At 57.5% G+C, this 24,198-nt stretch carries 26 protein-coding genes; 14 read left to right on the top strand and 12 right to left on the bottom strand.

The features are described 5' to 3' along the window. Positions 1 to 76: 76 nt before the first annotated feature. Together C0560_RS09365 and C0560_RS09360 are read right to left on the bottom strand one after the other, a co-directional pair. Complete coding sequence (locus C0560_RS09365) at positions 77 to 1,048, bottom strand: nuclear transport factor 2 family protein (RefSeq protein ID WP_100780421.1); 972 nt, start codon at positions 1,046 to 1,048, stop codon at positions 77 to 79. Continuing rightward, positions 1,045 to 2,115: a LacI family DNA-binding transcriptional regulator gene (locus tag C0560_RS09360; protein WP_107703704.1), complete on the bottom strand. Its 1,071-nt coding sequence runs from the start codon at positions 2,113 to 2,115 to the stop codon at positions 1,045 to 1,047. Before C0560_RS09360 ends, C0560_RS09365 begins: the two co-directional genes overlap by 4 nt. 341 nt (positions 2,116 to 2,456) lie before the next feature. Here C0560_RS09360 and C0560_RS09355 point away from each other — a divergent pair, with 341 nt between their 5' ends. The 6 genes from C0560_RS09355 (at position 2,457) to C0560_RS09330 (ending at position 8,564) form a co-directional block, all read left to right on the top strand. Then, complete coding sequence (locus C0560_RS09355; RefSeq protein ID WP_248860085.1) at positions 2,457 to 3,692, top strand: MFS transporter; 1,236 nt, start codon at positions 2,457 to 2,459, stop codon at positions 3,690 to 3,692. A 76-nt stretch (positions 3,693 to 3,768) separates the two neighbouring features. Next, entirely contained in the window at positions 3,769 to 5,097 is a 1,329-nt protein-coding gene (gene hisD / locus C0560_RS09350; RefSeq protein WP_248860084.1) for a histidinol dehydrogenase, read from the top strand. Further along, positions 5,094 to 5,858, top strand: a complete 765-nt coding sequence (locus C0560_RS09345) for an SDR family NAD(P)-dependent oxidoreductase (protein WP_248860083.1) — start codon at positions 5,094 to 5,096, stop codon at positions 5,856 to 5,858. Before hisD ends, C0560_RS09345 begins: the two co-directional genes overlap by 4 nt. A gap of 8 nt (positions 5,859 to 5,866) precedes the next feature. Next, positions 5,867 to 6,604 (top strand): alpha/beta fold hydrolase, encoded by a 738-nt coding sequence (locus C0560_RS09340; protein ID WP_248860082.1) that lies wholly within the window; start codon positions 5,867 to 5,869, stop codon positions 6,602 to 6,604. Then, positions 6,591 to 7,382 carry an HpcH/HpaI aldolase/citrate lyase family protein gene (locus C0560_RS09335; RefSeq protein WP_248860081.1) on the top strand — a complete coding sequence of 264 codons (792 nt, stop codon included), beginning with the start codon at positions 6,591 to 6,593 and terminating at the stop codon, positions 7,380 to 7,382. Before C0560_RS09340 ends, C0560_RS09335 begins: the two co-directional genes overlap by 14 nt. Positions 7,383 to 7,394: 12 nt before the next feature. Continuing rightward, positions 7,395 to 8,564, top strand: coding sequence for a cupin (locus C0560_RS09330; protein WP_248860080.1), 1,170 nt, complete (start codon positions 7,395 to 7,397; stop codon positions 8,562 to 8,564). Between the two features lie 38 nt (positions 8,565 to 8,602). Here the strand turns inward: C0560_RS09330 and C0560_RS09325 are convergent, their stop codons facing one another. Together C0560_RS09325 and C0560_RS09320 are read right to left on the bottom strand one after the other, a co-directional pair. Beyond that, positions 8,603 to 9,238 (bottom strand): carbonic anhydrase, encoded by a 636-nt coding sequence (locus tag C0560_RS09325; protein ID WP_100780429.1) that lies wholly within the window; start codon positions 9,236 to 9,238, stop codon positions 8,603 to 8,605. Between the two features lie 72 nt (positions 9,239 to 9,310). Next, complete coding sequence (locus C0560_RS09320) at positions 9,311 to 10,102, bottom strand: MBL fold metallo-hydrolase (RefSeq protein ID WP_181827778.1); 792 nt, start codon at positions 10,100 to 10,102, stop codon at positions 9,311 to 9,313. A gap of 126 nt (positions 10,103 to 10,228) precedes the next feature. Here C0560_RS09320 and C0560_RS09315 point away from each other — a divergent pair, with 126 nt between their 5' ends. Next, positions 10,229 to 10,369, top strand: coding sequence for a hypothetical protein (locus C0560_RS09315; RefSeq protein WP_095281773.1), 141 nt, complete (start codon positions 10,229 to 10,231; stop codon positions 10,367 to 10,369). A gap of 66 nt (positions 10,370 to 10,435) precedes the next feature. Here the strand turns inward: C0560_RS09315 and C0560_RS09310 are convergent, their stop codons facing one another. The 4 genes from C0560_RS09310 to C0560_RS09295 form a co-directional block, all read right to left on the bottom strand. Beyond that, positions 10,436 to 10,915 (bottom strand): heme-binding protein, encoded by a 480-nt coding sequence (locus tag C0560_RS09310; protein ID WP_100780431.1) that lies wholly within the window; start codon positions 10,913 to 10,915, stop codon positions 10,436 to 10,438. A gap of 88 nt (positions 10,916 to 11,003) precedes the next feature. Beyond that, positions 11,004 to 11,615: a response regulator transcription factor gene (locus C0560_RS09305; protein ID WP_123428976.1), complete on the bottom strand. Its 612-nt coding sequence runs from the start codon at positions 11,613 to 11,615 to the stop codon at positions 11,004 to 11,006. After that, positions 11,608 to 12,936, bottom strand: a complete 1,329-nt coding sequence (locus C0560_RS09300) for a sensor histidine kinase (protein ID WP_248860079.1) — start codon at positions 12,934 to 12,936, stop codon at positions 11,608 to 11,610. Before C0560_RS09300 ends, C0560_RS09305 begins: the two co-directional genes overlap by 8 nt. 130 nt (positions 12,937 to 13,066) lie before the next feature. Beyond that, positions 13,067 to 13,231 (bottom strand): hypothetical protein, encoded by a 165-nt coding sequence (locus C0560_RS09295; RefSeq protein WP_164971748.1) that lies wholly within the window; start codon positions 13,229 to 13,231, stop codon positions 13,067 to 13,069. Between the two features lie 244 nt (positions 13,232 to 13,475). Between C0560_RS09295 and C0560_RS09290 the strand changes: the two genes are divergently transcribed. The 4 genes from C0560_RS09290 to C0560_RS09275 are packed head-to-tail and all read left to right on the top strand — an operon-like array spanning position 13,476 to position 16,579. Next, entirely contained in the window at positions 13,476 to 14,306 is an 831-nt protein-coding gene (locus tag C0560_RS09290) for an ABC transporter substrate-binding protein (protein WP_107703714.1), read from the top strand. A gap of 1 nt (position 14,307) precedes the next feature. After that, a complete protein-coding gene (locus tag C0560_RS09285; RefSeq protein ID WP_129034440.1) occupies positions 14,308 to 15,123 on the top strand; it encodes an amino acid ABC transporter ATP-binding protein in 816 nt (271 codons plus the stop codon). Next, the gene (locus tag C0560_RS09280; protein WP_248860077.1) at positions 15,123 to 15,896 is read left to right on the top strand and encodes an amino acid ABC transporter permease; all 774 of its coding nucleotides are present in this window, start codon (positions 15,123 to 15,125) and stop codon (positions 15,894 to 15,896) included. The genes C0560_RS09285 and C0560_RS09280 overlap by 1 nt, the downstream gene beginning before the upstream one ends. Further along, positions 15,893 to 16,579: an amino acid ABC transporter permease gene (locus tag C0560_RS09275; RefSeq protein ID WP_129034438.1), complete on the top strand. Its 687-nt coding sequence runs from the start codon at positions 15,893 to 15,895 to the stop codon at positions 16,577 to 16,579. The genes C0560_RS09280 and C0560_RS09275 overlap by 4 nt, the downstream gene beginning before the upstream one ends. Here C0560_RS09275 and fumD read toward each other — a convergent pair. The 4 genes from fumD to C0560_RS09255 all read right to left on the bottom strand — a co-directional run bounded on the left by fumD (position 16,560) and on the right by C0560_RS09255 (position 19,390). After that, a complete protein-coding gene (gene fumD, locus C0560_RS09270; RefSeq protein WP_014069945.1) occupies positions 16,560 to 16,769 on the bottom strand; it encodes a fumarate hydratase FumD in 210 nt (69 codons plus the stop codon). The genes C0560_RS09275 and fumD overlap by 20 nt on opposite strands. Before the next feature lie 104 nt (positions 16,770 to 16,873). Beyond that, a complete protein-coding gene (locus C0560_RS09265; RefSeq protein ID WP_006174916.1) occupies positions 16,874 to 17,686 on the bottom strand; it encodes a MetQ/NlpA family ABC transporter substrate-binding protein in 813 nt (270 codons plus the stop codon). A 20-nt stretch (positions 17,687 to 17,706) separates the two neighbouring features. Then, a complete protein-coding gene (locus C0560_RS09260; protein WP_181827773.1) occupies positions 17,707 to 18,375 on the bottom strand; it encodes a methionine ABC transporter permease in 669 nt (222 codons plus the stop codon). Continuing rightward, positions 18,368 to 19,390 (bottom strand): methionine ABC transporter ATP-binding protein, encoded by a 1,023-nt coding sequence (locus C0560_RS09255; protein ID WP_123428981.1) that lies wholly within the window; start codon positions 19,388 to 19,390, stop codon positions 18,368 to 18,370. Before C0560_RS09255 ends, C0560_RS09260 begins: the two co-directional genes overlap by 8 nt. Before the next feature lie 399 nt (positions 19,391 to 19,789). On the opposite strand from C0560_RS09255, the gene C0560_RS09250 reads away from it, so the two are divergent. From C0560_RS09250 to pykF, 3 genes are all read left to right on the top strand, one after another. Beyond that, a complete protein-coding gene (locus C0560_RS09250) occupies positions 19,790 to 21,160 on the top strand; it encodes a cystathionine beta-synthase (RefSeq protein WP_100780440.1) in 1,371 nt (456 codons plus the stop codon). Positions 21,161 to 21,172: 12 nt separating this feature from the next. Beyond that, positions 21,173 to 22,318, top strand: coding sequence for a PLP-dependent aspartate aminotransferase family protein (locus C0560_RS09245; RefSeq protein ID WP_100780894.1), 1,146 nt, complete (start codon positions 21,173 to 21,175; stop codon positions 22,316 to 22,318). 378 nt (positions 22,319 to 22,696) lie between these two features. Continuing rightward, a complete protein-coding gene (gene pykF, locus C0560_RS09240) occupies positions 22,697 to 24,118 on the top strand; it encodes a pyruvate kinase PykF (protein WP_100780441.1) in 1,422 nt (473 codons plus the stop codon). The last annotated feature ends 80 nt before the right edge of the window (positions 24,119 to 24,198 follow it).

Below are 24,198 nucleotides of genomic sequence, written 5' to 3'. Positions count from 1 at the left end.
ATACGGCGATGTTATACAGCGTTAATAAAATAAGAATAGCGGGAGGCGAACCTCCCTTTTTATTTCACAATCTGATTTATTTCACAATCTGCGACCAGATCGCTAATTCATCGATACCCAAATATTCGCGAATAATTAAACCGTCACGTAATTCGAGCTGGGTAATACCGGTAATTGAAATGGGTTTACGGGTGGGCGCGCCAAATTTACCGTAGCCATCGTGCCAGGTCAGCAGAGACCAGCGCAGGGAGATGCGCACCGGCTCGTTCGGATCTTTGCGCACAATCAGGTGGTGCAATTGGGTTTCACTGTCCGCAAACGACGCGCGATAGCCCGACAGCCAGGCGCCGATCTCCTGCTCGCCCGTGGCCATGCAGTGCCCTGGCCCGTAGAGCGTCGCGGCAGGATGGTACAACCCCGGCACCGTGCCGCCGTTCCCGCCCGCCCACATGGTCAGATAGCGTTCCACCACTCCCGCCAGCGGCCCGTCGATATCATCACCTTCCGGGCCACCCGCCCAGCGTGCGTCGAGGGTTTCGGCCGATTCCGGCTCAATGCCAAGCTGCTGCTGCGTGGCGGAAAGGCTGCGGGCGAACTCACGAATATCCAGCCCCAGCTGAGAGACAATCGCCGCCCGATCCTGGAGCAGCCACTCCTGGCGCACCGCGCCGTCGGCGCAAATGCGGTCTGCCCAGGTGCGCACCCAGACATTTTTCCCGGTCGGCGCACCGAAAAATCCCTCCCCCTGATGGCGAATCGACGCCACCGTGCGCTGCGCCGCATAATACTCCTCGCCCGGCGTGTGGCTGCACAGGATATCTTCCGTCAGCACGGAGCGTTGCGGGAAGCTGTGCATCGCCTCCAGGGTCAGGCGCATAAATTGCGACAGTTCGTTAAGCTGTTTTTCCGGCGTAATAAACACCACCGGCGTGGCGTAGAAATCCGCCAACTGACCGATATCCTTCTGCTCCCAGACCACGTGGGTCAGCGTCAGAATAAATTGCTGAATAGAGTCGAACTGGGGGCTGAAGCCCGGCAATCTGCTCATTTGACCTCCTGAGGCTGGAACAGAGATAAACCGTCTTTTTCGATGACTCCCGTGCGCGGGCGACGCGCCGAATGGCGAACCACCAGCATACCGGGCAGCGTAATTTGTTCAGGCTCGATGTTGCCGCTGTCGATCTGCTTCATCAGTAATTCCACCGTCGCTGTCACCATCGCCTCCACCGGCTGCGAGGCCGAGGTTAAGGCGTAGGACGGCCAGCCGGACGGCCCGATGTCGTCGTAGCCAATAATCGACACATCCTCCGGCACTCGCAGGCCAAATTCGTAGCGCGCCACGTCCATCACCATCACCGCCATATGATCGTTGGCGACAAAAATGGCGTCTGGCGCAGGCGTCTTAGTGAAAAGCGAATACGCCGCGCGGGTGGTTTGCTGCGCGTCATAGTTACCGTTCACCACCTCTACGTCTGTGACGCCGTGCTCTGCGAGCGTGTCGAGATACCCCCGCTGGCGGGCGATATTCACCGATGAATCTGCGACGCCGCCCACGTAGGCGAAGCGCTTGTGCTCTCCGGCGAGCAAGAACTCAGCAATCTGCCGCGCGGCGGCTTCGTTGTTGCTGTTGACGCTCGACGCCATTCCGCTCTCTTCGCTGCGATTGAAGAGCACCACCGGAATTCCGGCGGCCAGACACTCCTGAGAGAGATCCAGCGACAGCGTCACCGACGCCAGCACAATCCCGTCGACACGATACTGCATGATCTGGTCGAAAATGCGATCGACGTTGCCGTCCCTGTCGCCGACAAACAGCAGCAGGTGGTAGTTAAGCGTATCCAGCTTCTGCGCCAGCGCTTCCAGCACCTGCGGATAAAACTGGTTATCAAAATAGGAGATCACCACGCCGATAATGCGCGACCGGGCCGTGTTGAGCGAACGGGCAATCGCATTCGGGCGATAGCCCAGCTCACGCGCCGCCTTGAGCACTTTTTCACGCGTGGCGGGCGAGATGCTCGCCCCCGGCGTAAAGGTGCGGGATACCGCTGACTGCGACACCCCTGCCAGCTGTGCCACCTGCTGGCTGGTCACCGCCGCAAACGTCTTACGCTTCATTACCCTGGGTTCCTTATCCTGTCACTTCCACATTCAGGCCATGTGTTTCAAAGAGATAACATACCATCTTCGACAACCACCCCGTTAAAAGCGCCTCAGGAAGTGAGTGCTTTTTAGTCTTACACCACTTTTGCATGCGTATGCAACAGCCTAAATTATTTTTTTCACAATGGTGATATTGAACCTTTACAAAATTGAAACCTTTTCGTAACTTCAATTTTTGAATACGTATGCATGCCGTCAATTGTACCGGGCAAATTGGGATGTCATCAGAGGGACTGAGCCGGTAAACGTTGTACTTGATTGGTTATAACCCATTAATTTTTAAGAGGTTCACAACCATGTTTCGAGCACTGTTGCGCCGACCGGAAGCCCGGCTGTTTTTTATCATTAGCGTGTTGTTTTATATCTGTATTCACAGCATCGATGCGTTTCTGGCGCCCATGATGATCAATCAGGGCATCGAACCGCAGGTAATGGGCATCATCATGGGTGCCAGCGGTCTGGCGACGCTGATGATTCGTTTCCCGCTGGGGATCATCTCTGACGTGGTGAAGAGCCGCAAAATCTTTATCCAGATAGTGCTGGTGCTGCCAATCATCGCCTGGCCGATTGCCTGGCTTGAGCCGAATGCCATTACCCTGTATCTGGCGAAAGCCGCCGATGGCGTAACCGCCGCCACCTGGGTGCTGTATAACATTCTGTTTATTCGCTACTTTGATCGCAAAGAAGCCCCGGCGGCTGTCGCCCTGCTGGCGCTGGCTGGCCCCATCGGCGTGTTTCTCGGCAACTGCATCGGCGGCGTACTGATTCACTATTTTGCGAACAACATCGCATTTTTCGTCTCCTGTGTGTCTGCTCTTCTCGCCCTGTTCCTGACCACCCGCATTCGGGACGTCCACGATCCGGTGCAGGCGCCGTCACTGAAAGCCTGTATCGCCGGGGCAAAACTTCAGCTCGCTGACCGCTCCGTCTGGCTGATCGGTATTCTGGCAACCATCGTGATTCTGGTTCCTTTTGCCACCCGCGACACCCTTACCCCCATCTACGCTGAACAACTCGGCGCCCGCGCCGGAATCCTGACGCTGCTGAGTAACATCCATCTGATCTTCTACGCCCTGGCGATTGCCCTGTGCAGCTCGGTGTTTTATCAGCGACTGGGGCTGGTCAAAACGGCGGTGCTGGGGATTTTGCTCCAGGTGATTTCGTCGTTTGGCATTCCGTTTACCAGCAATCTGTACCTGATTTATCTTCTGCAGGCGCTGGCCGGTTTCTCGTTTGGTATGGCGTTCGCGGCGTTCATGTCCCTGAGCGTGGTCAACACGACTTCCGATGAGCAGTCCACCCGCATGGGGTTATTCCAGACTATTTACTCCTGCGGCATGTTTGCCGGGCCGGTAATCATGGGCGTCATGATGCAACACATTAATCTCTCGTCCGGGTATCTGTTTATTGCCGGGCTTTCGATTATAGCGGCCATCGCCACCCCGCTTTCGGTGCGCTGGGTCTATTCCCGTAAAACCTGTCAGCCGGTGGAATTATCCACCAACCGTTCCCTCGCCTCCGCGCGAGAATAATTCCCGCTCATTATTTAATAACTATCCCGGTTCGCCGGGAGGGCATCTGTCATTTCGAGTATTAAAGGAGAACATTGTGGCTTATCAACTTAAATCCAGTAAACCGGTGCAGGAACGTCAGGAAGCGCAGCGACAAATACGTGAAACCGTTGAGCTGATTCTGGCGGATATTGAAAAACGCGGGAATAAAGCGATCCGTGAATTATCGATAAAATTCGATAACTACGACCGTCGGGATTATCGCCTGACGGACGCCGAAATTAATAGCTGCATGAAAAAACTCAGCCGCCAGGATATTCACGATATCGAATTCGCCCAGCAGCAGGTGTTTAATTTTGCCCGCGCACAAAAAGAGTGTCTGCGCGATCTGGAGATCGAAACGCGCCCCGGCGTTATTCTCGGCCATAAAAATATTCCGATTAACGCCGTCGGCTGTTATGTCCCGGGCGGTAAATATCCGCTGCTGGCATCGGCGCATATGTCGATAATCACCGCCAACGTCGCGGGCTGCTCGCGCATTATCAGCTGTGCCCCGCCGTTTGGCGGTGAACCGGCGCCAGCGATTGTCGCGGCGCAGAAAATGGCGGGTGCAACGGAGATCTTCGCCCTCGGCGGCATTCAGGCGATTGGCGCGATGGCGCTCGGCACCGACACCCTCGCACCGGTTGATATGCTGGTTGGGCCGGGCAACGCCTTCGTCGCCGAAGCCAAGCGCCAGCTGTTTGGCCGCGTAGGAATCGATCTGTTCGCCGGTCCGACGGAAACCCTGGTGATCGCCGACGACACCGTCGATGCAGAAATGTGCGCCACCGACCTGCTGGGCCAGGCGGAGCACGGCGTTACGACACCGGCAATTCTGCTGACCAACTCGCTGACGCTGGCCAAAGAGACGCTGAAAGAGATCGAGCGCCTGCTGGCAAAACTCCCGACCGCCGACGTCGCCCGTCAGTCCTGGCAGGATTACGGTGAAATCATCGTCTGCGACAGCTACGACGAGATGCTCGCCGAAGCGGATCGTATCGCCTCCGAGCACGTGCAGGTGATGACGGATCGCGACGACTGGTTCCTCAATAATCTCACCAACTTCGGTGCTCTGTTCCTCGGCCCGCGCACCAACGTGGCCTATGGCGACAAGGTCATCGGCACCAACCACACCCTGCCGACGCAAAAGGCGGCGCGCTACACGGGCGGCTTGTGGGTCGGCAAGTTCATGAAAACCTGCACCTGGCAGAAAGTCCTCAGTGACGAAGCCACCGCCGAAATCGGCAGCTACTGCTCGCGTCTGTCGCTGCTGGAAGGTTTTGCCGGGCACGCGGAGCAGGCCAACATTCGCGTTCGCCGCTACGGGAATACGGACGTGCCTTACGCCACGCCTGCGCCGGTTCGGGAAAAGGTGTCATCATGACCCTTCCCCAGACTCCCTCTTTTCATCTTACGGGAAAACGGGCGCTGGTCACGGGCGGCTCCAGGGGGCTGGGCTTCGCCTGCGCCGTGGCACTTGCCCAGGCGGGTGCAGAGGTGTGGATTGCCGCCCGCGATCGACACACGCTGGAGCACGCCGCCGCGCTTGCGGCTGAAGGCGGACTGACGCTGCATTCGATGGCGCTGGATATCACCGATATCTCGCGCGTCGATGCGGCGCTCGCAGAACTGCCCGCCTTCGACATTCTGGTCAACAGCGCCGGGCTGGCCCGTCACGAGCCTTTCCTCGCCGTCAGCGAAACCCATTTTGACGCGGTGATGACCCTGAACCTGCGCGCCACGTTTTTCCTCAGCCAGCGGGTGGCGCAGCGGATGCGCGAGCACAACATTCCGGGTTCCATCATCCATATCTCCTCGCAGATGGGCCATGTCGGCGGCCCGAATCGCAGCGTCTACTGCGCGTCAAAATTTGCACTTGAGGGGTTAAGCAAAACCATGGCGCTGGAGCTGGGTGGCGCGGGTATCCGGGTCAATACCCTGTGCCCGACCTTTATCGAAACCGAGCTGTCACGCCAGTCCCTCGACGACCCGGATTTTCGCCGCTATGTGCTGGAGAACATCAAGCTGCGGCGTCTCGGACGCGTCGAGGATGTGATGGGACCGGTGGTGTTTTTGGCCTCCGATGCGGCGGCGATGGTCACCGGCACTGCACTGATGGTCGACGGCGGCTGGACTGCCACATGAGAGGCCAAATGGACAAAACAGTGTGTGATAACACCGCGCTCCCGCTGGTGTTGATCGGCGGAACGCTCTGCACGGCGCGTCTGTGGCAACCGCTGCTGGCGCACCTGGCGCTCTCTTCCGTGATGTGCGTGAGCCTTACCGGGGCGGATTCCGCACCGCAAGCCGCGCAGCGCCTGCTGCAAAACCTGCCGCCGCGCTTTCTGCTGGCCGGATTTTCCCTTGGGGCTATCGTGGCGCTACAAATAGCGGCCGATGCCCCGGAGCGGCTGGCCGGTCTTGCGCTTATGTCGGTGAATCCCCTTGCCGATGCGCCGGAAAATGCCGCCGCCCGACGCGAGGCCGTTCGTGCTGCGCGTGAGCAAGGGCTGGCGAACTGGCTGTCGGCCACCCTGTGGCAAAAGTATGTCGCCCCCGGGCGGCGCGCTGACGCGCCACTCCACGCGCTTGTCTGCCAGATGGCGCAGGAGAGCGGCCACGACACCTTTGCCAGCCAGACGGAGATCGCCCTCTCCCGGCGGGATAACCGCCAGGCCCTGAGCGCGATCTCCTGCCCCATTCTTATCATTAACGGCGCGCACGATCTCATCTGCACGCCCCACCATCACCAACTGGTCTCGGCAAGTGCGCCCCACGCCCGGCGGATAACGGTTCCAACAGCCGGACATTTCGTGGTGCTCGAAGCGCCCGATGAGGTCGCCCCGCCGCTGCGCCAGTGGATTCAGGAGTCCCTTGATGCGACGCAATAAACTCAAACAATTGATTCAGGAACAGTACCCCATCATCAACGGCTGGCTGGCGATCCCTTCCAGCTACAGCGCGGAGATCGTCGGTCATCAGGGCTACGACGCGGTGACGGTCGATTTACAGCACGGAATGATCGATTTCGCCAGCGCCCTGACGATGCTTCAGGCCCTGTCAGCCACGCCCGCGGTGCCGCTGGTACGCGTCCAGCATAACGATCCGGCGCAAATCATGCGCATGCTCGACGCCGGGGCCTACGGCATTATCTGCCCGATGATTTCTACCGCCGAACAGGCCGCGCGCTTCGTCGCCGCCTGCCGCTATCCGCCGTTTGGCGTGCGTTCGTTTGGCCCGGCGCGCGGGCTGCTGTACGGCGGAGCGGATTATCCGCAGCACGCCTGCCAGGAGATCCTGACGCTGGCGATGATTGAAACCCGCGAAGGGCTGGCGAATCTCGACGCCATTCTGGCAACCGACGGGCTGGACGGCGTGTTTATCGGCCCGAACGATCTGTCGTTAACCCTCACCGGCAGCGCCAGCGCGGAATCCCAGCACCCTGAGATGCTCGCCGCCGTCGAACGGGTGGTCAGCCGCTGTCGCCAGCAGCAAAAACTGGCCGGGATTTTTTGCACCTCCGGCGACGCCGCACGCCTGCGTATCGACCAGGGTTTTCAGTTTGTCACCCCCGCCAACGACGTGATGCAGCTTGGTCGCGCCGCGCGGGAAGCTATCGCCCTGGCGCGCGGTGCATCCGCTCCCACCACGGGCGCATCCGGTTACTAACAGGAGAAAATTATGAAAGCACAACATATCACCCCGGCGCAGGCCAAAAGCCGCGTCATCACGCCCGATGAGATGGTGTCCTGCAATCTGGCGTTTATCGACTGCAAACTGCCCGGCTCGCACCTGAAGCAGAACTATTCATTCATCGGGCCGGGAGTCACCCAGTCATCGGCGCAGGTGGTCAATATTCCGGAACCGCACGGCTTTAATATTGGCGCAGCGGCGATGCCGAAAGGGGTGACCAATAACCTGCATCTGCACTTCACCGCTGAGGTGTTTTTGATTCATGAAGGCACCTGGCGTTTTCGCTGGGGGGCGAACGGCGAAAACGAGGCCGAGTTTAGCGCGCCGGCCATTCTGTCGATTCCGACGTGGATTTTCCGTGGCTTTACCAACGTTAGCCCGCAAGAGACCTGCGGCATGGTCTACACGGTGCTTGGCGGGAATAACACCGGGGGGATCATCTGGCATCCGTCCATTCTGGCGGCGGCCAGCGAATACGGGCTGTATTTGAGCAAAGACAATATGCTGATCGACGTGAACGCGGGCGATACGCTGCCGGATGCCTCACAGCTGTTAACGCCGCTGCCGCCAGATGAGATCGCCGCCCTGCGCCACTATTCTGTCGAAGAGATGCGTCAGCGTGCCGTCACTGGCGACGATCGCCGCTGGTCAGCGGACGGCCTGCTGGATTCAGTTCTGCCGGGCCACGGCGGAGAGATCGCGCCGGTGATTAGTTTTGGTATGTCGCAGGACCGCCACTCGGCACCGGCGATTGTGAATCCGCACGGGTTTTCCGTCGAATGGCTGCGCCTCGCCGCTGAGCATGTGGTCGGGCGTCATCTCTGCCCGGACGTGCAGGTGATTATGGTGTTCAAAGGGTCGCTGAAGGTGACGTGGAATCAAGCGGGCGAAGAGGTCAGCGTGATCGCGCCGGAGCGCTCGGTGATTTCCGTTCCGGCCAACAGCTGGCGTCAGTATTGCGCGATCGGGGGTGATGTGGAGTGCATTCTGACCACTCAGGGCGATCAGCGTAAACGCGTCTACTGGGATAACGAGATTCTGGCGCAAGCCAAAGGCTATAACCGCTGTCTCGATCCGGACGGATATGTGGCGGCGGTCGATTTGCTGCCAGTGACGGCGCGCGAGGCGGGTGTAAAACTGGAAGTGTTGCCGGGCTAACCGGCGATATAGGGCGGGTCTGTCCCGCCCTGAAAACGTTATTCGAAGTAGACCTGAGGGTTGTCAGACAGGGAGATAAAGGTTTTGCTCTCTTTATCCAGCGCGAGGATCTCGCCGCTTTCGATGTCATACACCCAGCCGTGCAGGCGGATGGCGTTATTGCGCAGCCCCACTGCCACCGATGGATGGGTTTTGATGTTGCTCAGCTGGGCAAAGACGTTCTCCTGCACCATGCCATTCACTTTATCAGTCGGCGTGGCCCAGGTTTTCTTTTCCACCACGGCTTTGGCCGCATCGGAATAGCGCAGCCAGTGGGACACCGCCGGCATCGGGTCCAGATTCGCATTGTCGGCAATCGCCTTCATCGCACCGCAGTTGGAGTGGCCGCAAATCACAATATCGGTCACGCCAAGCGCCACCACCGCATACTCAATCGTCGCAGAGACACCGCCTGGCTCAGGGCCAAACGGCGGCACAATGTTGCCAGCATTTCGAATGACAAAGAGCTGTCCAGGTTCCTGCTGCGTCACCAGTTCGGGGACCAGACGGCTGTCTGAGCAGGAGATAAAAAGCGCTTTGGGATTCTGGCTGGACGCTAAACTGCGGAAGAGTTCTTTACGTTGCGGGAAAATCTCTTTTTGAAAGCTGAGAAAACCTTCAATGATATGTTGCATAGCAATGTCTCTTTTATCTGTTTTAGTTTAGGCATGATCGCGATCACGCTTGTGAAGTTTACCCACCGCGCTTTACTTCATACAAGAAATATATTTCTGCCCTGATTGCATGACGATGTCGTGTGCGTTTTCGGTGATGTTTTGTCCTTCAAAGGCGCCGTACAGCCGCTGGAACGGGACCTCCCGCAGTCGGTCGGTTATCGCACTGACCGCCGCCCCCGGCAGAGGAAGCATATTCGGGTAACTCCACATAAACGACACCCGGTCCGCGCCGGGCGTCACCTGCAAAATATCCCCGGCGAGCAGGACGCCGCTACCGCAATCCCAGTGCAGCACCGTTCCGCCCGCAAAATGGCCGCCCAGACGCAGCAGCCGGATACCGGGTAGCAGATCCTGAGTTTCCCCCTCCCAGAAGCGCAGCGCCGGGCTGTCGCGCATCACCCATTTCCGGTCGCTGGCATGGAGATAAACCGGCGCGTCAAACGCCGCCGCCCAGTCCTGCATGGTGGTGTAGTAATGGGGATGGGAGATCGCAATGGCGTGCAGCCCGCCCAACGCGTTAATCAGCGCGCGGGTGGCAGGGTCCAGCGTGGCGATGCAATCCCACAGGATATTGCCGTGCGGTGTGGTCAGCAGGATCGCACGCTGGTTGATGGCAAATTTGGGTACGGTTTTAAGGCTTAGCAGGCCTGGCTCAAGCTGCTGCCATTTGTTGGTGTGGCTGGTGACAACGGTGTCAAAATCCACCCACTGTTGCCCGCCAACGGGAACATACTGGCGCTCATCTTCACAAATCGCGCAGCGCTCCACGGCGCCCGTGGTGGTGTCATAGGATGTCCCGCAGGTTTTGCACAGTGTGATCATTTCCCCTCCTCTCAGCCGTCAGAGAAAGAGTATGGCAGGGATTGGCGTTACGTGCGGTGAGGTACTTTCACCGACTTTTTTATCCTATACTCTGCCAACAGCAAAACTGAACTCAGCAGGTGCATAATGGAAATTGATCTCGATAATCTGGTGTTTAACGGTCTGGAAGAGGCGCAAGAGCGCAACGCGGAACGTCTGGAAGATGCAGACAAGAAAGCGCAGGCGGTTGTTGCCGACGATGATTGCGGCGATGCCTGCAAGATCTGACCGTCAACGCCGGGTGGCGGCTTCGCCCTACCCGGCTTTTTTAACGTCTACACCGTAGAGCGTTTGTTACTTTTTCACACTGTCCAGCGCCTGCTGTGCACAGGCTTCATCTAACTGACCGCCCGGCGCACCGCCGATACCGATTGCACCAATTACCTCGTCGCCCTCTTTCACCGGCAAACCACCTGCCAGCAGCAAGAAGCCTGGAACGTCACGCATATTCTGTGCGCCCGCGTTGCTTTGTGCGGCTTCCATCACCTTGCCGGAGGCATTTTTGGTGCTGAGCGCGGTAAACGCCTTCATCTCACTGGCTTTTACCGTATGCGGACCGGCGTTATCGGTGCGCTGCACGGCTTTCACCACGCCCGCACGATCCACTACCGTCACGCTGACCTGGTAATTTTTGGCGCTACAGGCCTGAATCGCCGCGCTCGCCAGGGCATTCGCCTGGGTCAGGGAGATATTTTTCTGCGCCAGGGTTTCTGCCTGCGCGGATACCGACATCATTCCTGCCACCAGCGCGGCTACCGTCATTAACGTTTTCATCGCAATTCCTCGAATGTGGGAGACAACGCGATGCTATCGGGATGCGCGGTTAAGTGGTATTCGGTTGATTACGCAGCCCACCTGGTAGTTATACGGATTGCAATTTGTCGTATTCGCGGATGGCCTGCACCAGACTGCTCACGCCGAGCTTGGCAAACAGGGCTGCGCGGTGCGCTTCAACGGTTCTGGGTGATAAATTCAGGCGCGCCGCCACCTCTTTATTGCTGCGCCCCTCCATCAGTTCGCAAAGCACTTCGTGCTCCCGCGCCGTCAATTGTTCAAAGAGCGCTTTCACTCGCTTTACCTCCTGCCAGTGGGTCGTGCGCCGCTGGCTCTCCTCAAACGCGCGAGCGAGGGTTTCGATAAGCTTATCGGCATCGAGCGGCTTGGTGAAAAACTCGAAAACCCCTTGGTGAAACGCCCGACGGCAGGCATCAACGGTGCCGTGCCCGGTCATGACGATCACCGGCAGCAGCGGCCACGGCCACGCCCCCTCTTCCAGCCAGGTCAGCCCACCTTTGCCCGGCATGCGCATATCCAGCAGCAGACAGCCCGCGAGCGCCCGGTCGCTGCTATACCTTTCGGTGAACGCCTCGATGCTGGCAAAGGTTTTCACCTCCCAGTGCATGCCCGAGAGAAGAAAGGCCATTGACTCTCTGATGGCGGCGTCGTCATCAATCAAATAGACCACATTACCCATGTGCGGCTCCGTTACCCGGTTCCAGTTGCAACACGATCTGCGCCCCGCCCTCTGGTGTGTTAGCGAGCGCAATCGTGCCATTCATGCGCATCATTAGCGATTCCGTGAGCGTCATCCCGAGACCAATCCCCTTTTCTCTGCCGCTGTAGAACGGCATAAACGCCTTCTCCAGCGCCTCCAGGCTGAACCCTGGCCCGCCGTCGGTCATGATAATTTCGATGACCCTGTTTTTACGCTGGCTGGTGATGTGTACCCAGCCGCGCGCGTTCTCCTGCTGGGCCTGAATCGCATTGCTGAGCAGATTGTGTAACACCTGCTCCAGCCACAGCCTGTCGGCCAGCACGGTGGCGGCGTCGGACGGGAAAGCGTGGCTGACGGTGATGTGCTCCGATTTGCGCTCATGCTCCAGCAAATTCACCACATGCTGCCAGCACTGGGCTAAATCTATCTCGCTCGGCGTGACTTTTTCCTGCACCACGTGTTCACGAAAGCGCGCCAGCAGTTCGCCGATGCGCTGAGTCTGAATCAGCGCCGCGCCGAGCGCATGGGCCACCGCCTGCGGATTCTCCTGCGCCAGCTGTCGCTGCGCCCCCTGAATCCAGGTCTGCGCCGCCGTCAGCGGCTGGTTGATTTCATGCACAATGCCGGCGGTGATCTCGCCGAGCGTATTCAGCCGCGCGTGCTGATAATACCAGGCTCGCTGCTCGGCGTTTTGCCGCTGCAAGCGTTGCCAGAGCACACCGCTCCCCGCTGCCACGATGGCCGCCCAGCCAATAAAAAGCAGCGGGAATAGCGCCCAGGAGATTTGCAGCCAGTGCGGTTCGGCATCCGCCGTCAGGGTAAAGGGCTGCGTATGCTGAGGGAATGCCCGCTGCCAGTGCCAGAACGCCGTCGATGAGGGATGCGCATCGGCTGCTGACAGGCTGATAGAGAGATGGGAAAAACGGTGCGTGGCGGCGAGCAGCGGACGCAGATCGATCCGCACCCGGATCTGCCGCCACGGATTGTACAGCCAGTACTGGTCGTCACGGAGCGGCTCAACGCGAGCAGCATCCAGCGCACGGCCCGCTGTTTTTTCCAGAGCCAGAATGTGGGGGAATTTTTTGCGCAGCGCCGTCAGATCTTCATCGCCATTGAGCAGGGGCAAAACAGATTCGTTTTGCGTCAGCACCGCGCTGATGGCGGAAAAGAGCGCGGTAAATTCACGATCGCGCTCCCAGAACTGGCGGCGGATCTGTTCGGCATACAGCAGGACGCTGCTCAGCAGGCAGACAATTATCCACACCACCAGGGCACGCCGGATCAATTTTTGGCTGTTCATTCAGTCTTCAGGCGAGGTGATTTTTGCCTTAGACCTTAGCAGGTTGACGGATTAAGAACAAAAAAAAGCCGATACGTTCAGGTATCGGCTGCACAGCTCGTTCCAGTAGGTCATGCGCGTGTGGCGCAGCTCAGCGTGGTGTTTTGTCATGGAACCACTCCGGGTCGATGTTGGCGACGTCGACGCCGTACAGACTGGCGATCGGCAGCACCGATTCAATAACACGTTGCGCGCTGTTCTCCGTCTCTGATTTGGCGACAAAAAACCGCCGTAACGTATTCACCCAGTTTTGCATGGTCCCACTCCTCTCGATGGCGTCTGAACTCAGTTAACCCCCAAACTGGACTTAACGGAAATACCAATATCAGCTGACTATTTTCAGAATTCGCAAATACATCGCCTTCCGTCACTTACCCGTAACACGCTGTTCACTAATACCTTTTTGCATATAGCAAAGAACATTTTCTTATTTGGCGATAGATAACGCTTATGGGAGCGTATCCGGACAAAACAAAAACAACGGGATACTTGAGGGAACTATGGCTACACATAAAAAGCACTATCACACACTCGCACTGGCGCTCGGTTTACTGACCACAGGCGGCCTTTTATCGACCCAGGCGCAGGCCGATCAGCTGGCGGATATCAAAGCCGCTGGCGTGGTGAAAGTCGCCACGTTTGATGCCAACCCGCCGTTCGGCTCCATCGATGCCAAAACACACGATATCGTTGGCTATGACGTCGATTTCGCCAAAGCGCTGGCCAAAAAACTCGGTGTGAAGCTGGAACTGGTCGCCACGAATCCGGCGAACCGCATTCCACTGCTGCAGTCGGGGAAAGCCGATCTGATCGTCGCCGACATCACCATCACTCCGGAACGTGCTCAGGTGATTGATTTCTCCACGCCCTATTTCGTGACCGGTCAGCAGTTCCTGGTTCCGGCAAAATCGGCGGATAAACTGGATGATTACAGCAAAGCGCGCATCGGCGCGGTGAAAGGCACCACCGGCGAGCAGGCGCTGCACCAGCGTTTCCCGCAATCCCGCGTGCTCTCTTACGACGATATTCCGCTGGCCTTAACCGCACTGCGCAACGGTAACGTGCAGGCGATTACCCAGGACAGCACCATTCTGGCCGGTTTACTGGCCCAGGCGCCGGATAAAGCCGATTTTAAAATCCTGCCGGATTTGCTCAGTAAAGAGGAGATCGGCGTGGGGGTGAAGAAAGGCGAAACCGCGCTGTTGAACGTCGTGAATGACGAGCTGGTGAATCTTGAGAAAACCGGCGACGCCGCTAAGATTTATGACGTCTGGTTTGGCCCACAAACCGCCTCACCTCAGCCTCGCGCCTTTAAAATAGAAGCCCAGTAATATGCTTTCAGCGCTTTTTTCACGCTCCGCGGCCCGTGCCGCGGATTTTTCACATCTGGAGCAGGCAAGCGTTGAGTTCCGCGATGTGGTCAAACGCTACGGCGATCATCAGGTGCTGAAAGGCATTTCACTTCGCATTGAACCGGGGGAAGTGGTGGCGATTCTGGGACCGTCCGGTTCCGGAAAGTCCACGCTGATTCGCCTCATCAATCAGCTGGAGTCCCTCAACGGCGGCGAGATCCTGATAGACAACAAACCCACCCGCAAGCTGACCGGCCCCGCCCTGCGCCAGCTTCGCAGCCGGGTGGGATTTGTGTTCCAGCAATTTAATCTTTACGCCCATCTGACCGCCAGCCAGAACATCAGTCTGGCGCTCGAGCATGTTCACGGCTGGAAAGCGCCGCAGGCGCAGGAGCGTGCCCTGACGCTGCTGGAGAAAGTCGGGATGGTGGAGAAAGCCAGCCACTACCCGGCCGAGCTTTCCGGCGGGCAGCAGCAGCGCGTGGCCATTGCCAGAGCGCTGGCCTCATCGCCGCAAATTATCCTGTTCGATGAGCCGACGTCAGCCCTTGACCCGGAGATGATTGGTGAGGTCCTGCAGGTGATGAAGGCTCTCGCCCACAGCGGGATTACGATGATTGTGGTGACGCACGAGATGCAATTTGCCCGCGAAATCGCCGACCGGGTGGTGTTCATCGACGGCGGACAGATTCTGGAGACCGCCCCGCCGGAGCAGTTTTTCCGTCATCCAGACCATCCTCGCGCCCGACAGTTCCTGCAAAAGGTGCTGAACCCGCTGCATCAGGAGCCATCCTGATGCCCGCCCTCGACTGGCAAGGGGTACTGACCGGACAGCCCTTGCAGTGGATGTTATCCGGTTTTCTGACCACCCTGTGGGTGACGCTCGCGGGGATGATCATCGCCAGCGTCTTCGCCATTCTGCTTTTGCTTCTCCGTCTGGCAGGCGGGAAAACGGGAAACGCTCTCGTGGCGGCGTGGGTCTCTCTGTTTCGCAACACGCCGTTACTGGTGCAGCTATTGTTCTGGTATTTCGCGGCCTGGAACGGGCTGCCGCAGGCACTTCGCAGTTTCATCAACGCCGATCACAGCTGGTCGATTCTGCCCGGGGACGTCTGGTGGTTTACACCGGAATTTCTCTGTTCCGCGTGGGGGCTGGGCGTGTTTACCTCCGCGTTCTTAATCGAGGAGATCGCCTCGGGATTGCAGGCGGTACCATCGGGGCAGCGACAGGCGGCGCTGGCGCAGGGGTTCTCCTCCTGGCGACTGTTCCGCTACATCCTGCTGCCTCAGGGGCTGGCAAACGCCTGGCAGCCGGTGGTCGGGCAGTATTTGAACTTAATGAAACTCTCCTCTCTTGCCAGCGGCATCGGCTTTGCCGAGCTGACCTATCAGGTGCGCCAGATTGAGAGCTATAACGCCCACGCGCTGGAAGCTTTTACCGTCGGCACCGTGCTGTATCTGCTGACGGGCGTGTTGCTGGGGCTGCTGCTGGTGAGGCTTGGGCCGTCCACTAAACGCCGCCCGCGTGCGCGTCATGCGGCTATCAACGCCGGGAGGGAACACGCATGATCGCCGGGCTGAATGTCATTATCGATAACCTGGATTATCTGCTCTGGGGACGGATGTCCGCCGGTCAACCTGGCGGGGTGTTGCTGACGCTGCTGATGGCGCTGGGAGCCGCGGTGCTGGCGCTGCCGGGCGGCATTGCACTCGCGGCGCTCGCCTGGCGGTTTCCGGGCCTCGTGCGCAACACGCTGTTTTTGTGGGCCGAGCTGATTCGCGGTATCCCGCTGATCTTCGTGATTTTCTGGATGTGGTATTTACTGCCGCTTTTAACGGGAGGCGATCTCCCCGGCGCGTTGACCGTAACCCTGGCGCTGGCGTGGTTTACTGCGGCCGCCGTGATGCACTCCGTGCTGGCCGGGCTGAGGGCATTGCCGGACGGGCAATTTGAGGCGGCGTTGACGCAGGGATTTGGTACGCAGCAGACGCTGTGGCTGATCCTGCTGCCGCAGGTGTTGCGCAATATACTGCCGTCTCTGTTGGGGATATTTATCAGTCTGCTGAAAGACACGTCGCTGGCTTTTATTGTCAACGTGCCGGAACTGACCACCGTTGCCGGCCAGGTGAACAACCGGGTGCAGATTTACCCGGCGGCCATTTTTATCTTTACCGGCGTGGTCTATTACCTGCTCTGCTGCTCGCTTGAGCAGATCGCTAAACGCTGGCGTTTCACCCCGCCAGCGCTTTAACCACCGTTTCCATCGCTTGCGTTGTCAGTTCACTGCGTTTCACGCGCTGGTTCGCCAGCGCGGTACGCAGCACGCCCGCAATGACGATATGCTTAGGCTCCTGCCCTAAATCCCGCATCTCAAGAACGACCTTCCCCACTACCCGGCACATTTCCTGATAAAGCGCGTCGTCTTTGGTCACATTGCCCATTGCTACCACTCCATTGCTTTAAAGGAGCAGCTTAAATGATTAACAGAATGGATACAAAAAAAGCCCGGCGATCGCTCGCCGGGCCTGGGTCTTATATCCAGGGATTAGTTGTTTACCGGGATCACAGCGCCTTTGTATTTGGTGCGGATCCAGTCCTGAATCTCTTTGGAGTGCAGCACGTCCACCAGCGCCACGATATCTTTCTTCTTCTCGTCGCCGCGATGTACGGTGATGATATTCGCATATGGGTTGTTCTCACCGCTCTCGACCGCGATCGGGTCGTGAACCGGGTCCAGACCTGCATCAATGGCGTAGTTAGCGTTAATCACGACCGCCGCGCCTTCGTCGTTGTTATACATCTGCGGCAGCAGAGAGGCTTCGACGTTCGGCGTGAACTGCAGTTTTTTCGGGTTTTCGACGATGTCGCTGATGCGCGCGGTCACTTTATCGATGCCTGGCTTCAGTTTGATCACGCCCTCTTTCTCGAAGATTGAGAGAATACGCCCCTCTTCGGAGACCGCATCACGCATGATGATTTTGCCGCCTTCCGGCAGATCTTTCAGGGATTTGTATTTTTTGGAGTAGATACCAATCGGCTCGATGTGAATCGCACCGGCACTGACGAAATCATAATCTTTGTCGCCCGCATGATCTTTCAGCACGCTGTTCAGGTAAGGAATGTGCTGGAAGTAGTTTGCGTCGATATCACGGCCTGCCAGCGCGGTGTTGGGCAGGATGTAGTCCTGGAAAGGTTTGATCTCCAGATCGATACCCTGTTTCGCCAGAATCGGCTTCGCCTGCTCCAGAATTTCAGCATGCGGGGTGTTGGACGCCCCTACGGTCAGTGTATCCGCCCAGGAGGCAAAGCTCAGGGCGCTCAGGGTTGCGGCGGCAATCAGTGTCAGTGTCTTTTTCATGATGTGGTTTCCTGTGTGTTTTATCGTTTATCTAACAGTGAAGTAATGACGTCGCCGCAGAACTGGATAATGAAAACGATGATCAAAATAGTCACCGTTGCCACCAGCGTGACATCACCGTGGTTGCGCTGGAATCCTTCCAGATAAGCCAAATTTCCCAAACCACCGGCGCCAATCACCCCCGCCATTGCGCTGTAGCTCACCAGTGCAATCAGCGTCACCGTAATGCCTGAGACCAGTGCAGGTGATGATTCCGGCAGTAAAACCCGAAGAATTAAGGTGCTCAGACGTGCGCCCATCGAACGCGTCGCCTCAATGACCCCTTTGTCCACTTCGCGCAGGGCGATCTCCACCAGACGCGCATAAAACGGTGCCGCGCCGACAATCAGCGCCGGGAGCGCGGCATTGGCCCCGAGAATCGTCCCGACGATGGTCTTGGTGAACGGGATCAGCAGGACAATCAAAATGATGAACGGAATCGAGCGGAAAACGTTCACCACAATCGAGATGACGCTGTAGACGGTGCGGTTGTGGAACAATCCGCCGCGCGCCGTCAGGAACAGCGCCAGCCCCAGGACAATCCCCAACACAAAGGTCGCGACGCCGGAGATCGCCGTCATGTAGAGCGTTTCCAGGGTGGCGGCCCATAGCTGGTCCCATTTCAGGTGCGGAAAAAGCGTCTCAGCCATGTTTAATTACCTCGCCATCAATATCGCTGTGCTTCAGGTCGGCGAGGATATTGTTCAGTTGCTCTTCGGATGCGACGACGTGCACCCATAATTGGCCGAAAACGCCGTGTGCCGTTTGCGTCATTTTGCCGTGTAGAATGTTAAACGGCAGGCCGTAACGCAGGGTCAGCTCCCCGACAATTGGCTTGTGGGTGCTGTGCCCGGTGAAGGTCAGGCGGATCACCGTGCCTTCCAGCTCGTTCGCCAGCTCCGGATTAAAAGCCTCTTCTTCGGTGTACTGGCTCACCTGGCGCACAAACTGCTGGGTGATCGGTTTTTGCGGATGGGTGAAAACGCCGAGGACATCGCCCTCTTCCACGACTTTGCCGTTTTCCATCACCGCCACGCGGTCGCAGATTTTGCGCACCACATGCATTTCGTGGGTGATCAGCACGATGGTGAGATTAAAACGACGGTTAATATCGAGCAGCAGATCGAGGATCTGATCCGTCGTTTGCGGGTCGAGGGCAGAGGTCGCTTCATCGCACAGCAGTACGTCCGGGTTATTTGCCAGCGCACGGGCAATGCCCACGCGCTGTTTCTGCCCGCCGCTGAGCTGCGACGGATAAGCATTCTCGCGGCCTTTCAGCCCCACCAGATCCACCAGCTCTGCAACGCGGGCGTTAATTTTGGCTTTCGGCACGCCCGCGATTTGCATTGAGAAGGCGATATTCTCCCTGACCGTACGCGACCAGAGCAGGTTGAAGTGCTGGAACACCATGCTAATTTTCAGGCGCGCCTGGCGCAGTGCTTCGCCTTTGGCCGAAGAGATCTCCTGGCCGCTGATGGTCACGCTGCCCGAGGTCGGCTTTTCCAGTCCGTTCAGCAGGCGAATCAGCGTACTTTTTCCGGCGCCGCTGTAGCCGATAATCCCGTAAATCTGCCCCTGTTCAATCGTCAAATTGACGTTATCAACGGCGGTAAGTGCCACTTTTCCGTTGTCAAAAACCTTCGAAATATTCCTGAGAACAATCATTATTTTTCGTTATCCGTTACGCATATAGCGGTTTAGCAGTATGGATGTCCAAACGATAGTAATCAGACGTTATGATGTTTTAAATGAACAAAATCGAATGTCTTATAACGCTGAGTAATATGTGGCGTGGCGACTGGGCGCAGGATGATTAGCTTATTTTCAGCAATGATTATCTGCACAATGCATATGTGGCAGCGCCTGAGGCGCAAAAACGGTCATTTTTGCCGCATTTTCTCCTTATATAGCCATCCTCACATCCAGAGCACTTTACGGCTTGCTGTCTTAACTGCCAAATCAGCCATTTATATTACTTTCCGTTCTAACAGGCAGTGAAACGTTCTTTCTTGAGGAAATTTCATAGTCCTATCATCCAGCCATGTCTCTGTTAAGGAAAAGACCATGGCGATTTATCACTCCGTGACTGAACTGATTGGCCGCACGCCGCTCATCCAGTTGCACAAGCTGGATACCGGCCTGTGCTCGCTGTTTTTAAAACTCGAAAACCAGAATCCTGGCGGCTCGATTAAGGACCGCGTGGCCCTGTCGATGATCAACGAAGCCGAGCGCAAAGGGCTGCTCGCACCGGGCGGCACCATTATTGAAGCTACGGCGGGCAATACCGGGCTGGGGCTGGCACTGATTGCGGCGCAAAAAGGCTATGCGCTGGTGCTAGTGGTGCCGGACAAAATGAGCCGCGAGAAGATTTTTCATCTGCGCGCGCTGGGCGCTCAGGTGGTGCTGACGCGCTCCGACGTCAACAAAGGCCACCCGGCCTACTATCAGGACTACGCGAAGCGACTGGCGCAGGAGATCCCCGGCAGCTTCTATATTGACCAGTTCAATAACGAGGCCAACCCGCTGGCGCACAGCACCTCTACTGCGCCCGAGCTGTTTGAACAGCTGGACGGCAGGATCGACGCGATTGTGGTTGGCGTAGGATCCGGCGGTACGCTCGGCGGGCTGCAGGCGTGGTTTGCGCAGCACTCTCCGCACACGGAGTTTGTGCTTGCCGACCCGGCGGGTTCAGTGCTGGCGGATCAGGTGGAGTCGGGCCGCCACCATGACGCGGGTTCGTGGCTGGTCGAGGGGATCGGCGAAGACTTCATTCCGCCGCTGGCGCACATCGAAGGCGTGCATCAGGCCTATCGCGTCACCGACCGCGAAGCCTTCACCACCGCCCGCGACCTGCTAAAAACCGAAGGCATCCTGGCCGGCTCCTCCAGCGGTACACTGCTGGCGGCGGCCCTGCGCTATTGCCAGGCGCAAACCACACCGAAACGGGTGGTGACCTTTGCCTGCGACAGCGGGAATAAGTACCTGTCAAAAATGTTCAACGACGACTGGATGCGCCAGCAGGGGCTGATCTCCCGCCCGCAAACCGGCGATCTCTCTGATTATATCGCCCTGCGTCACGACGAAGGCGCGACCGTTACTGCCGCCCCGGATGACACCCTGGCGACCGTGCTGGCGCGTATGCGGCTGTACGATATCTCACAGTTGCCGGTTTTAGAGAACGGTCAGGTGGTGGGCATTGTCGACGAATGGGATCTGGTCAGCCATATCGCGGGGGACGGCGAGCGTTTCGCCCTGCCCGTCACCGAGGCAATGACCCGCAACGTCGAGGTGCTCGACAAACATGCCTCTGAGAGCGCGCTGAAACCGATCTTTGACCGCGGTCTCGTGGCCGTGATTAACGACCGCGATCGCTTTCTGGGCCTGATAACGCGCAGCGATGTCCTCACCGTGTGGCGCAACCGTCTCCAACACTAAGGAACAATAATGATGAAAAACCTGGCAACCTTGAGCGTCCACAGCGGCGAGTTTAACGATCAGCACGGCGCGGTGATGCCGCCCATTTACGCCACCTCGACATTTGCGCAACCGTCTCCCGGCGAACATACGGGTTACGAGTATTCCCGCAGCGGTAATCCGACGCGCCATGCGCTGGAAACGGCGATTGCCGAGCTGGAGAGCGGAACGCGCGGCTATGCCTTTGCCTCCGGTCTGGCGGCGATCTCTACCGTGCTGGAGCTGCTGGATAAAGATAGCCACATCGTCGCCATCGACGATGTCTACGGGGGCACATATCGCCTGATTGAAAACGTGCGCAAACGCAGCACGGGATTGCAGGTGAGCTGGGTGAAACCTGGCGATTTGTCGGCGCTTGAAGCGGCAATCCGCCCTGACACCAAAATGATCTGGGTGGAAACCCCGACTAACCCTTTGCTGAAACTGGTGGATCTCGCGGCTATCGCAGAGATTGCGCGTCGCCATCGCATCATTAGCGTGGCGGATAATACCTTTGCCTCGCCGGTGATCCATCGTCCGCTGGAGTTGGGTTTTGATATCGTTGTTCATTCCGCGACGAAATATCTCAACGGCCACTCTGACGTGGTGGCGGGCCTGGCGGTGGTGGGCGACAATCGCGAACTCGCTGACCAGCTGGGCTATCTGCAAAATGCCGTCGGCGGCGTGCTCGACCCGTTTAGCAGCTTCCTGACCCTGCGTGGCATTCGTACCCTCGCCCTGCGGGTGGAAAAACACAGCGCCAACGCGCTGGCGATTGCGCAATGGCTGGAGCAGCACCCGGCGGTCGAAAAAGTGTGGTTCCCTTGGCTGGAATCTCATCCGCATTACCAGCTGGCGCGCACGCAGATGGCCCTGCCGGGCGGGATGATTTCCGTGGTCGTCAAAGGTGATGCGCAACAGGCCACCGCGATTATTCGCAAGCTGAAACTCTTTACCCTCGCCGAGAGCCTGGGCGGTGTGGAAAGCCTGGTCAGCCAGCCCTACAGCATGACCCACGCGTCGATTCCGCTGGAACAGCGGTTAGCCAACGGCATCGTTCCGCAGCTGATTCGTTTGTCCGTCGGGATTGAAGATGCCCACGATCTGATCGCAGACCTCGAACAAGCGCTGAAAAATTAAGCGAAATGCGGCAGACGTTACCTCTGCCGCAACAAGATAGCGTTTAGCCTTAACGCGTTGATAACAATCTTTTGTGAAACTGCACAGAATCTTTTTGAAACACCGTTTCCATTTTCCTTTTATCTGAAAATCAGCGTATAATGCGCGCCTAATCCCTGGGTGAATGGTTTCAGCGCTTGGAATACAAAAAACAACGTACAACTTCTCCTCTCCTTCGTTGGGCCAAGACTCAGGCACACTTTCTTCTGCACGCTCATTTGATGTCACCTATCCTTAGTGCGTGTCATTTAAAATTTCGCTACACAGGTTTGACTCTGCGGCAGTGCGCCCCCGGAGCGAGATTTCCATATCCTTCCCAACTTAAAGACTAAGACTGTCATGAAAAAGACGAAAATTGTTTGCACCATCGGCCCGAAAACCGAATCTGAAGAGATGCTGAGCAAAATGCTGGACGCCGGCATGAACGTAATGCGTCTGAACTTCTCTCACGGCGACTATGCTGAACACGGCCAACGTATTCAGAACTTGCGCAACGTGATGAGCAAGACCGGTAAAAAAGCAGCGATCCTGCTGGATACCAAAGGCCCGGAAATCCGTACCATCAAACTGGAAGGCGGCAACGACGTCTCCCTGAAAGCGGGTCAGACCTTCACCTTCACAACCGACAAATCCGTTGTAGGTAACAACGAAATCGTCGCTGTGACGTACGAAGGTTTCACCACCGACCTGTCCGTTGGCAACACCGTGCTGGTGGATGACGGCCTGATCGGTATGGAAGTGACCGCTATCGAAGGCAAAAACGTTGTTTGTAAAGTGCTGAACAACGGCGACCTGGGCGAGAACAAGGGCGTTAACCTGCCAGGCGTTTCCATCGCACTGCCAGCCCTGGCTGAAAAAGACAAACAAGACCTGATCTTCGGTTGCGAGCAAGGCGTTGATTTCGTTGCAGCGTCCTTTATCCGTAAACGTTCCGACGTGACCGAAATCCGTGAGCACCTGAAAGCCCACGGCGGCGAGAAGATCCAGATCATCTCCAAAATCGAAAACCAGGAAGGCCTGAACAACTTCGACGAAATCCTCGAAGCGTCTGACGGCATCATGGTTGCTCGTGGCGATCTGGGCGTTGAAATCCCGGTTGAAGAAGTGATCTTCGCGCAGAAGATGATGATCGAGAAGTGTGTGCGTGCACGTAAAGTGGTTATCACTGCCACGCAGATGCTCGACTCTATGATCAAAAACCCACGCCCTACCCGCGCAGAAGCCGGTGACGTGGCGAACGCCATCCTCGACGGTACCGATGCCGTGATGCTGTCTGGCGAATCCGCGAAAGGTAAATACCCGCTGGAAGCCGTGACCATCATGGCTACCATCTGCGAGCGTACCGACCGCGTCATGACCAGCCGTCTGGATAACAGCAACGACAGCCGTAAACTGCGTATCACCGAAGCCGTTTGCCGTGGTGCCGTTGAAACCGCTGAGAAACTGGATGCACCGCTGATCGTGGTGGCGACCCAGGGCGGTAAATCCGCTAAAGCCGTGCGTAAATACTTCCCGAACGCCACCATCCTGGCGCTGACCACCAACGAAACCACTGCTCGTCAGCTGGTTCTGAGCAAAGGCGTGATCCCACACCTGGTGAAAGAGATCGCGTCTACCGACGATTTCTACCGTCTGGGTAAAGAAGTGGCTCTGCAGCTGGTTGATTGTGGTCTGGCACGTAAAGGTGACGTTGTGGTGATGGTTTCTGGTGCGCTGGTACCAAGCGGAACGACCAATACGGCATCTGTTCACGTCCTGTAATCATTATCAAGCGAATTGATTTGCTAAAAAAGCGCCTCTGGGCGCTTTTTTTATTTATGGCATTAGCCATGTTTATTCAA

The organism is Lelliottia sp. AC1, from assembly GCF_023278595.1.
Lineage (GTDB): Bacteria > Pseudomonadota > Gammaproteobacteria > Enterobacterales > Enterobacteriaceae > Enterobacter > Enterobacter nimipressuralis.
The sequence above is the reverse complement of the archived record's forward strand: the minus strand, read 5'-3'. Positions and strand labels throughout refer to the sequence as shown.

Coding starts and splice junctions, on each gene's coding strand:
- C0560_RS09330 (WP_248860080.1), top strand. CDS start 7,395: ATGAAAGCACAACATATCACCCCGGCGCAGGCCAAAAGCCGCGTCATC.
- C0560_RS09315 (WP_095281773.1), top strand. CDS start 10,229: ATGGAAATTGATCTCGATAATCTGGTGTTTAACGGTCTGGAAGAGGCG.
- fumD (WP_014069945.1), bottom strand. CDS start 16,769: ATGGGCAATGTGACCAAAGACGACGCGCTTTATCAGGAAATGTGCCGG.
- C0560_RS09285 (WP_129034440.1), top strand. CDS start 14,308: ATGCTTTCAGCGCTTTTTTCACGCTCCGCGGCCCGTGCCGCGGATTTT.
- C0560_RS09365 (WP_100780421.1), bottom strand. CDS start 1,048: ATGAGCAGATTGCCGGGCTTCAGCCCCCAGTTCGACTCTATTCAGCAA.
- C0560_RS09290 (WP_107703714.1), top strand. CDS start 13,476: ATGGCTACACATAAAAAGCACTATCACACACTCGCACTGGCGCTCGGT.
- C0560_RS09340 (WP_248860082.1), top strand. CDS start 5,867: ATGGACAAAACAGTGTGTGATAACACCGCGCTCCCGCTGGTGTTGATC.
- C0560_RS09295 (WP_164971748.1), bottom strand. CDS start 13,231: ATGCAAAACTGGGTGAATACGTTACGGCGGTTTTTTGTCGCCAAATCA.
- C0560_RS09310 (WP_100780431.1), bottom strand. CDS start 10,915: ATGAAAACGTTAATGACGGTAGCCGCGCTGGTGGCAGGAATGATGTCG.
- C0560_RS09355 (WP_248860085.1), top strand. CDS start 2,457: ATGTTTCGAGCACTGTTGCGCCGACCGGAAGCCCGGCTGTTTTTTATC.
- C0560_RS09265 (WP_006174916.1), bottom strand. CDS start 17,686: ATGAAAAAGACACTGACACTGATTGCCGCCGCAACCCTGAGCGCCCTG.
- C0560_RS09320 (WP_181827778.1), bottom strand. CDS start 10,102: ATGATCACACTGTGCAAAACCTGCGGGACATCCTATGACACCACCACG.
- C0560_RS09360 (WP_107703704.1), bottom strand. CDS start 2,115: ATGAAGCGTAAGACGTTTGCGGCGGTGACCAGCCAGCAGGTGGCACAG.
- C0560_RS09345 (WP_248860083.1), top strand. CDS start 5,094: ATGACCCTTCCCCAGACTCCCTCTTTTCATCTTACGGGAAAACGGGCG.
- C0560_RS09300 (WP_248860079.1), bottom strand. CDS start 12,936: ATGAACAGCCAAAAATTGATCCGGCGTGCCCTGGTGGTGTGGATAATT.
- pykF (WP_100780441.1), top strand. CDS start 22,697: ATGAAAAAGACGAAAATTGTTTGCACCATCGGCCCGAAAACCGAATCT.
- C0560_RS09335 (WP_248860081.1), top strand. CDS start 6,591: ATGCGACGCAATAAACTCAAACAATTGATTCAGGAACAGTACCCCATC.
- C0560_RS09250 (WP_100780440.1), top strand. CDS start 19,790: ATGGCGATTTATCACTCCGTGACTGAACTGATTGGCCGCACGCCGCTC.
- C0560_RS09275 (WP_129034438.1), top strand. CDS start 15,893: ATGATCGCCGGGCTGAATGTCATTATCGATAACCTGGATTATCTGCTC.
- C0560_RS09245 (WP_100780894.1), top strand. CDS start 21,173: ATGAAAAACCTGGCAACCTTGAGCGTCCACAGCGGCGAGTTTAACGAT.
- C0560_RS09260 (WP_181827773.1), bottom strand. CDS start 18,375: ATGGCTGAGACGCTTTTTCCGCACCTGAAATGGGACCAGCTATGGGCC.
- C0560_RS09305 (WP_123428976.1), bottom strand. CDS start 11,615: ATGGGTAATGTGGTCTATTTGATTGATGACGACGCCGCCATCAGAGAG.
- C0560_RS09280 (WP_248860077.1), top strand. CDS start 15,123: ATGCCCGCCCTCGACTGGCAAGGGGTACTGACCGGACAGCCCTTGCAG.
- C0560_RS09255 (WP_123428981.1), bottom strand. CDS start 19,390: ATGATTGTTCTCAGGAATATTTCGAAGGTTTTTGACAACGGAAAAGTG.
- C0560_RS09325 (WP_100780429.1), bottom strand. CDS start 9,238: ATGCAACATATCATTGAAGGTTTTCTCAGCTTTCAAAAAGAGATTTTC.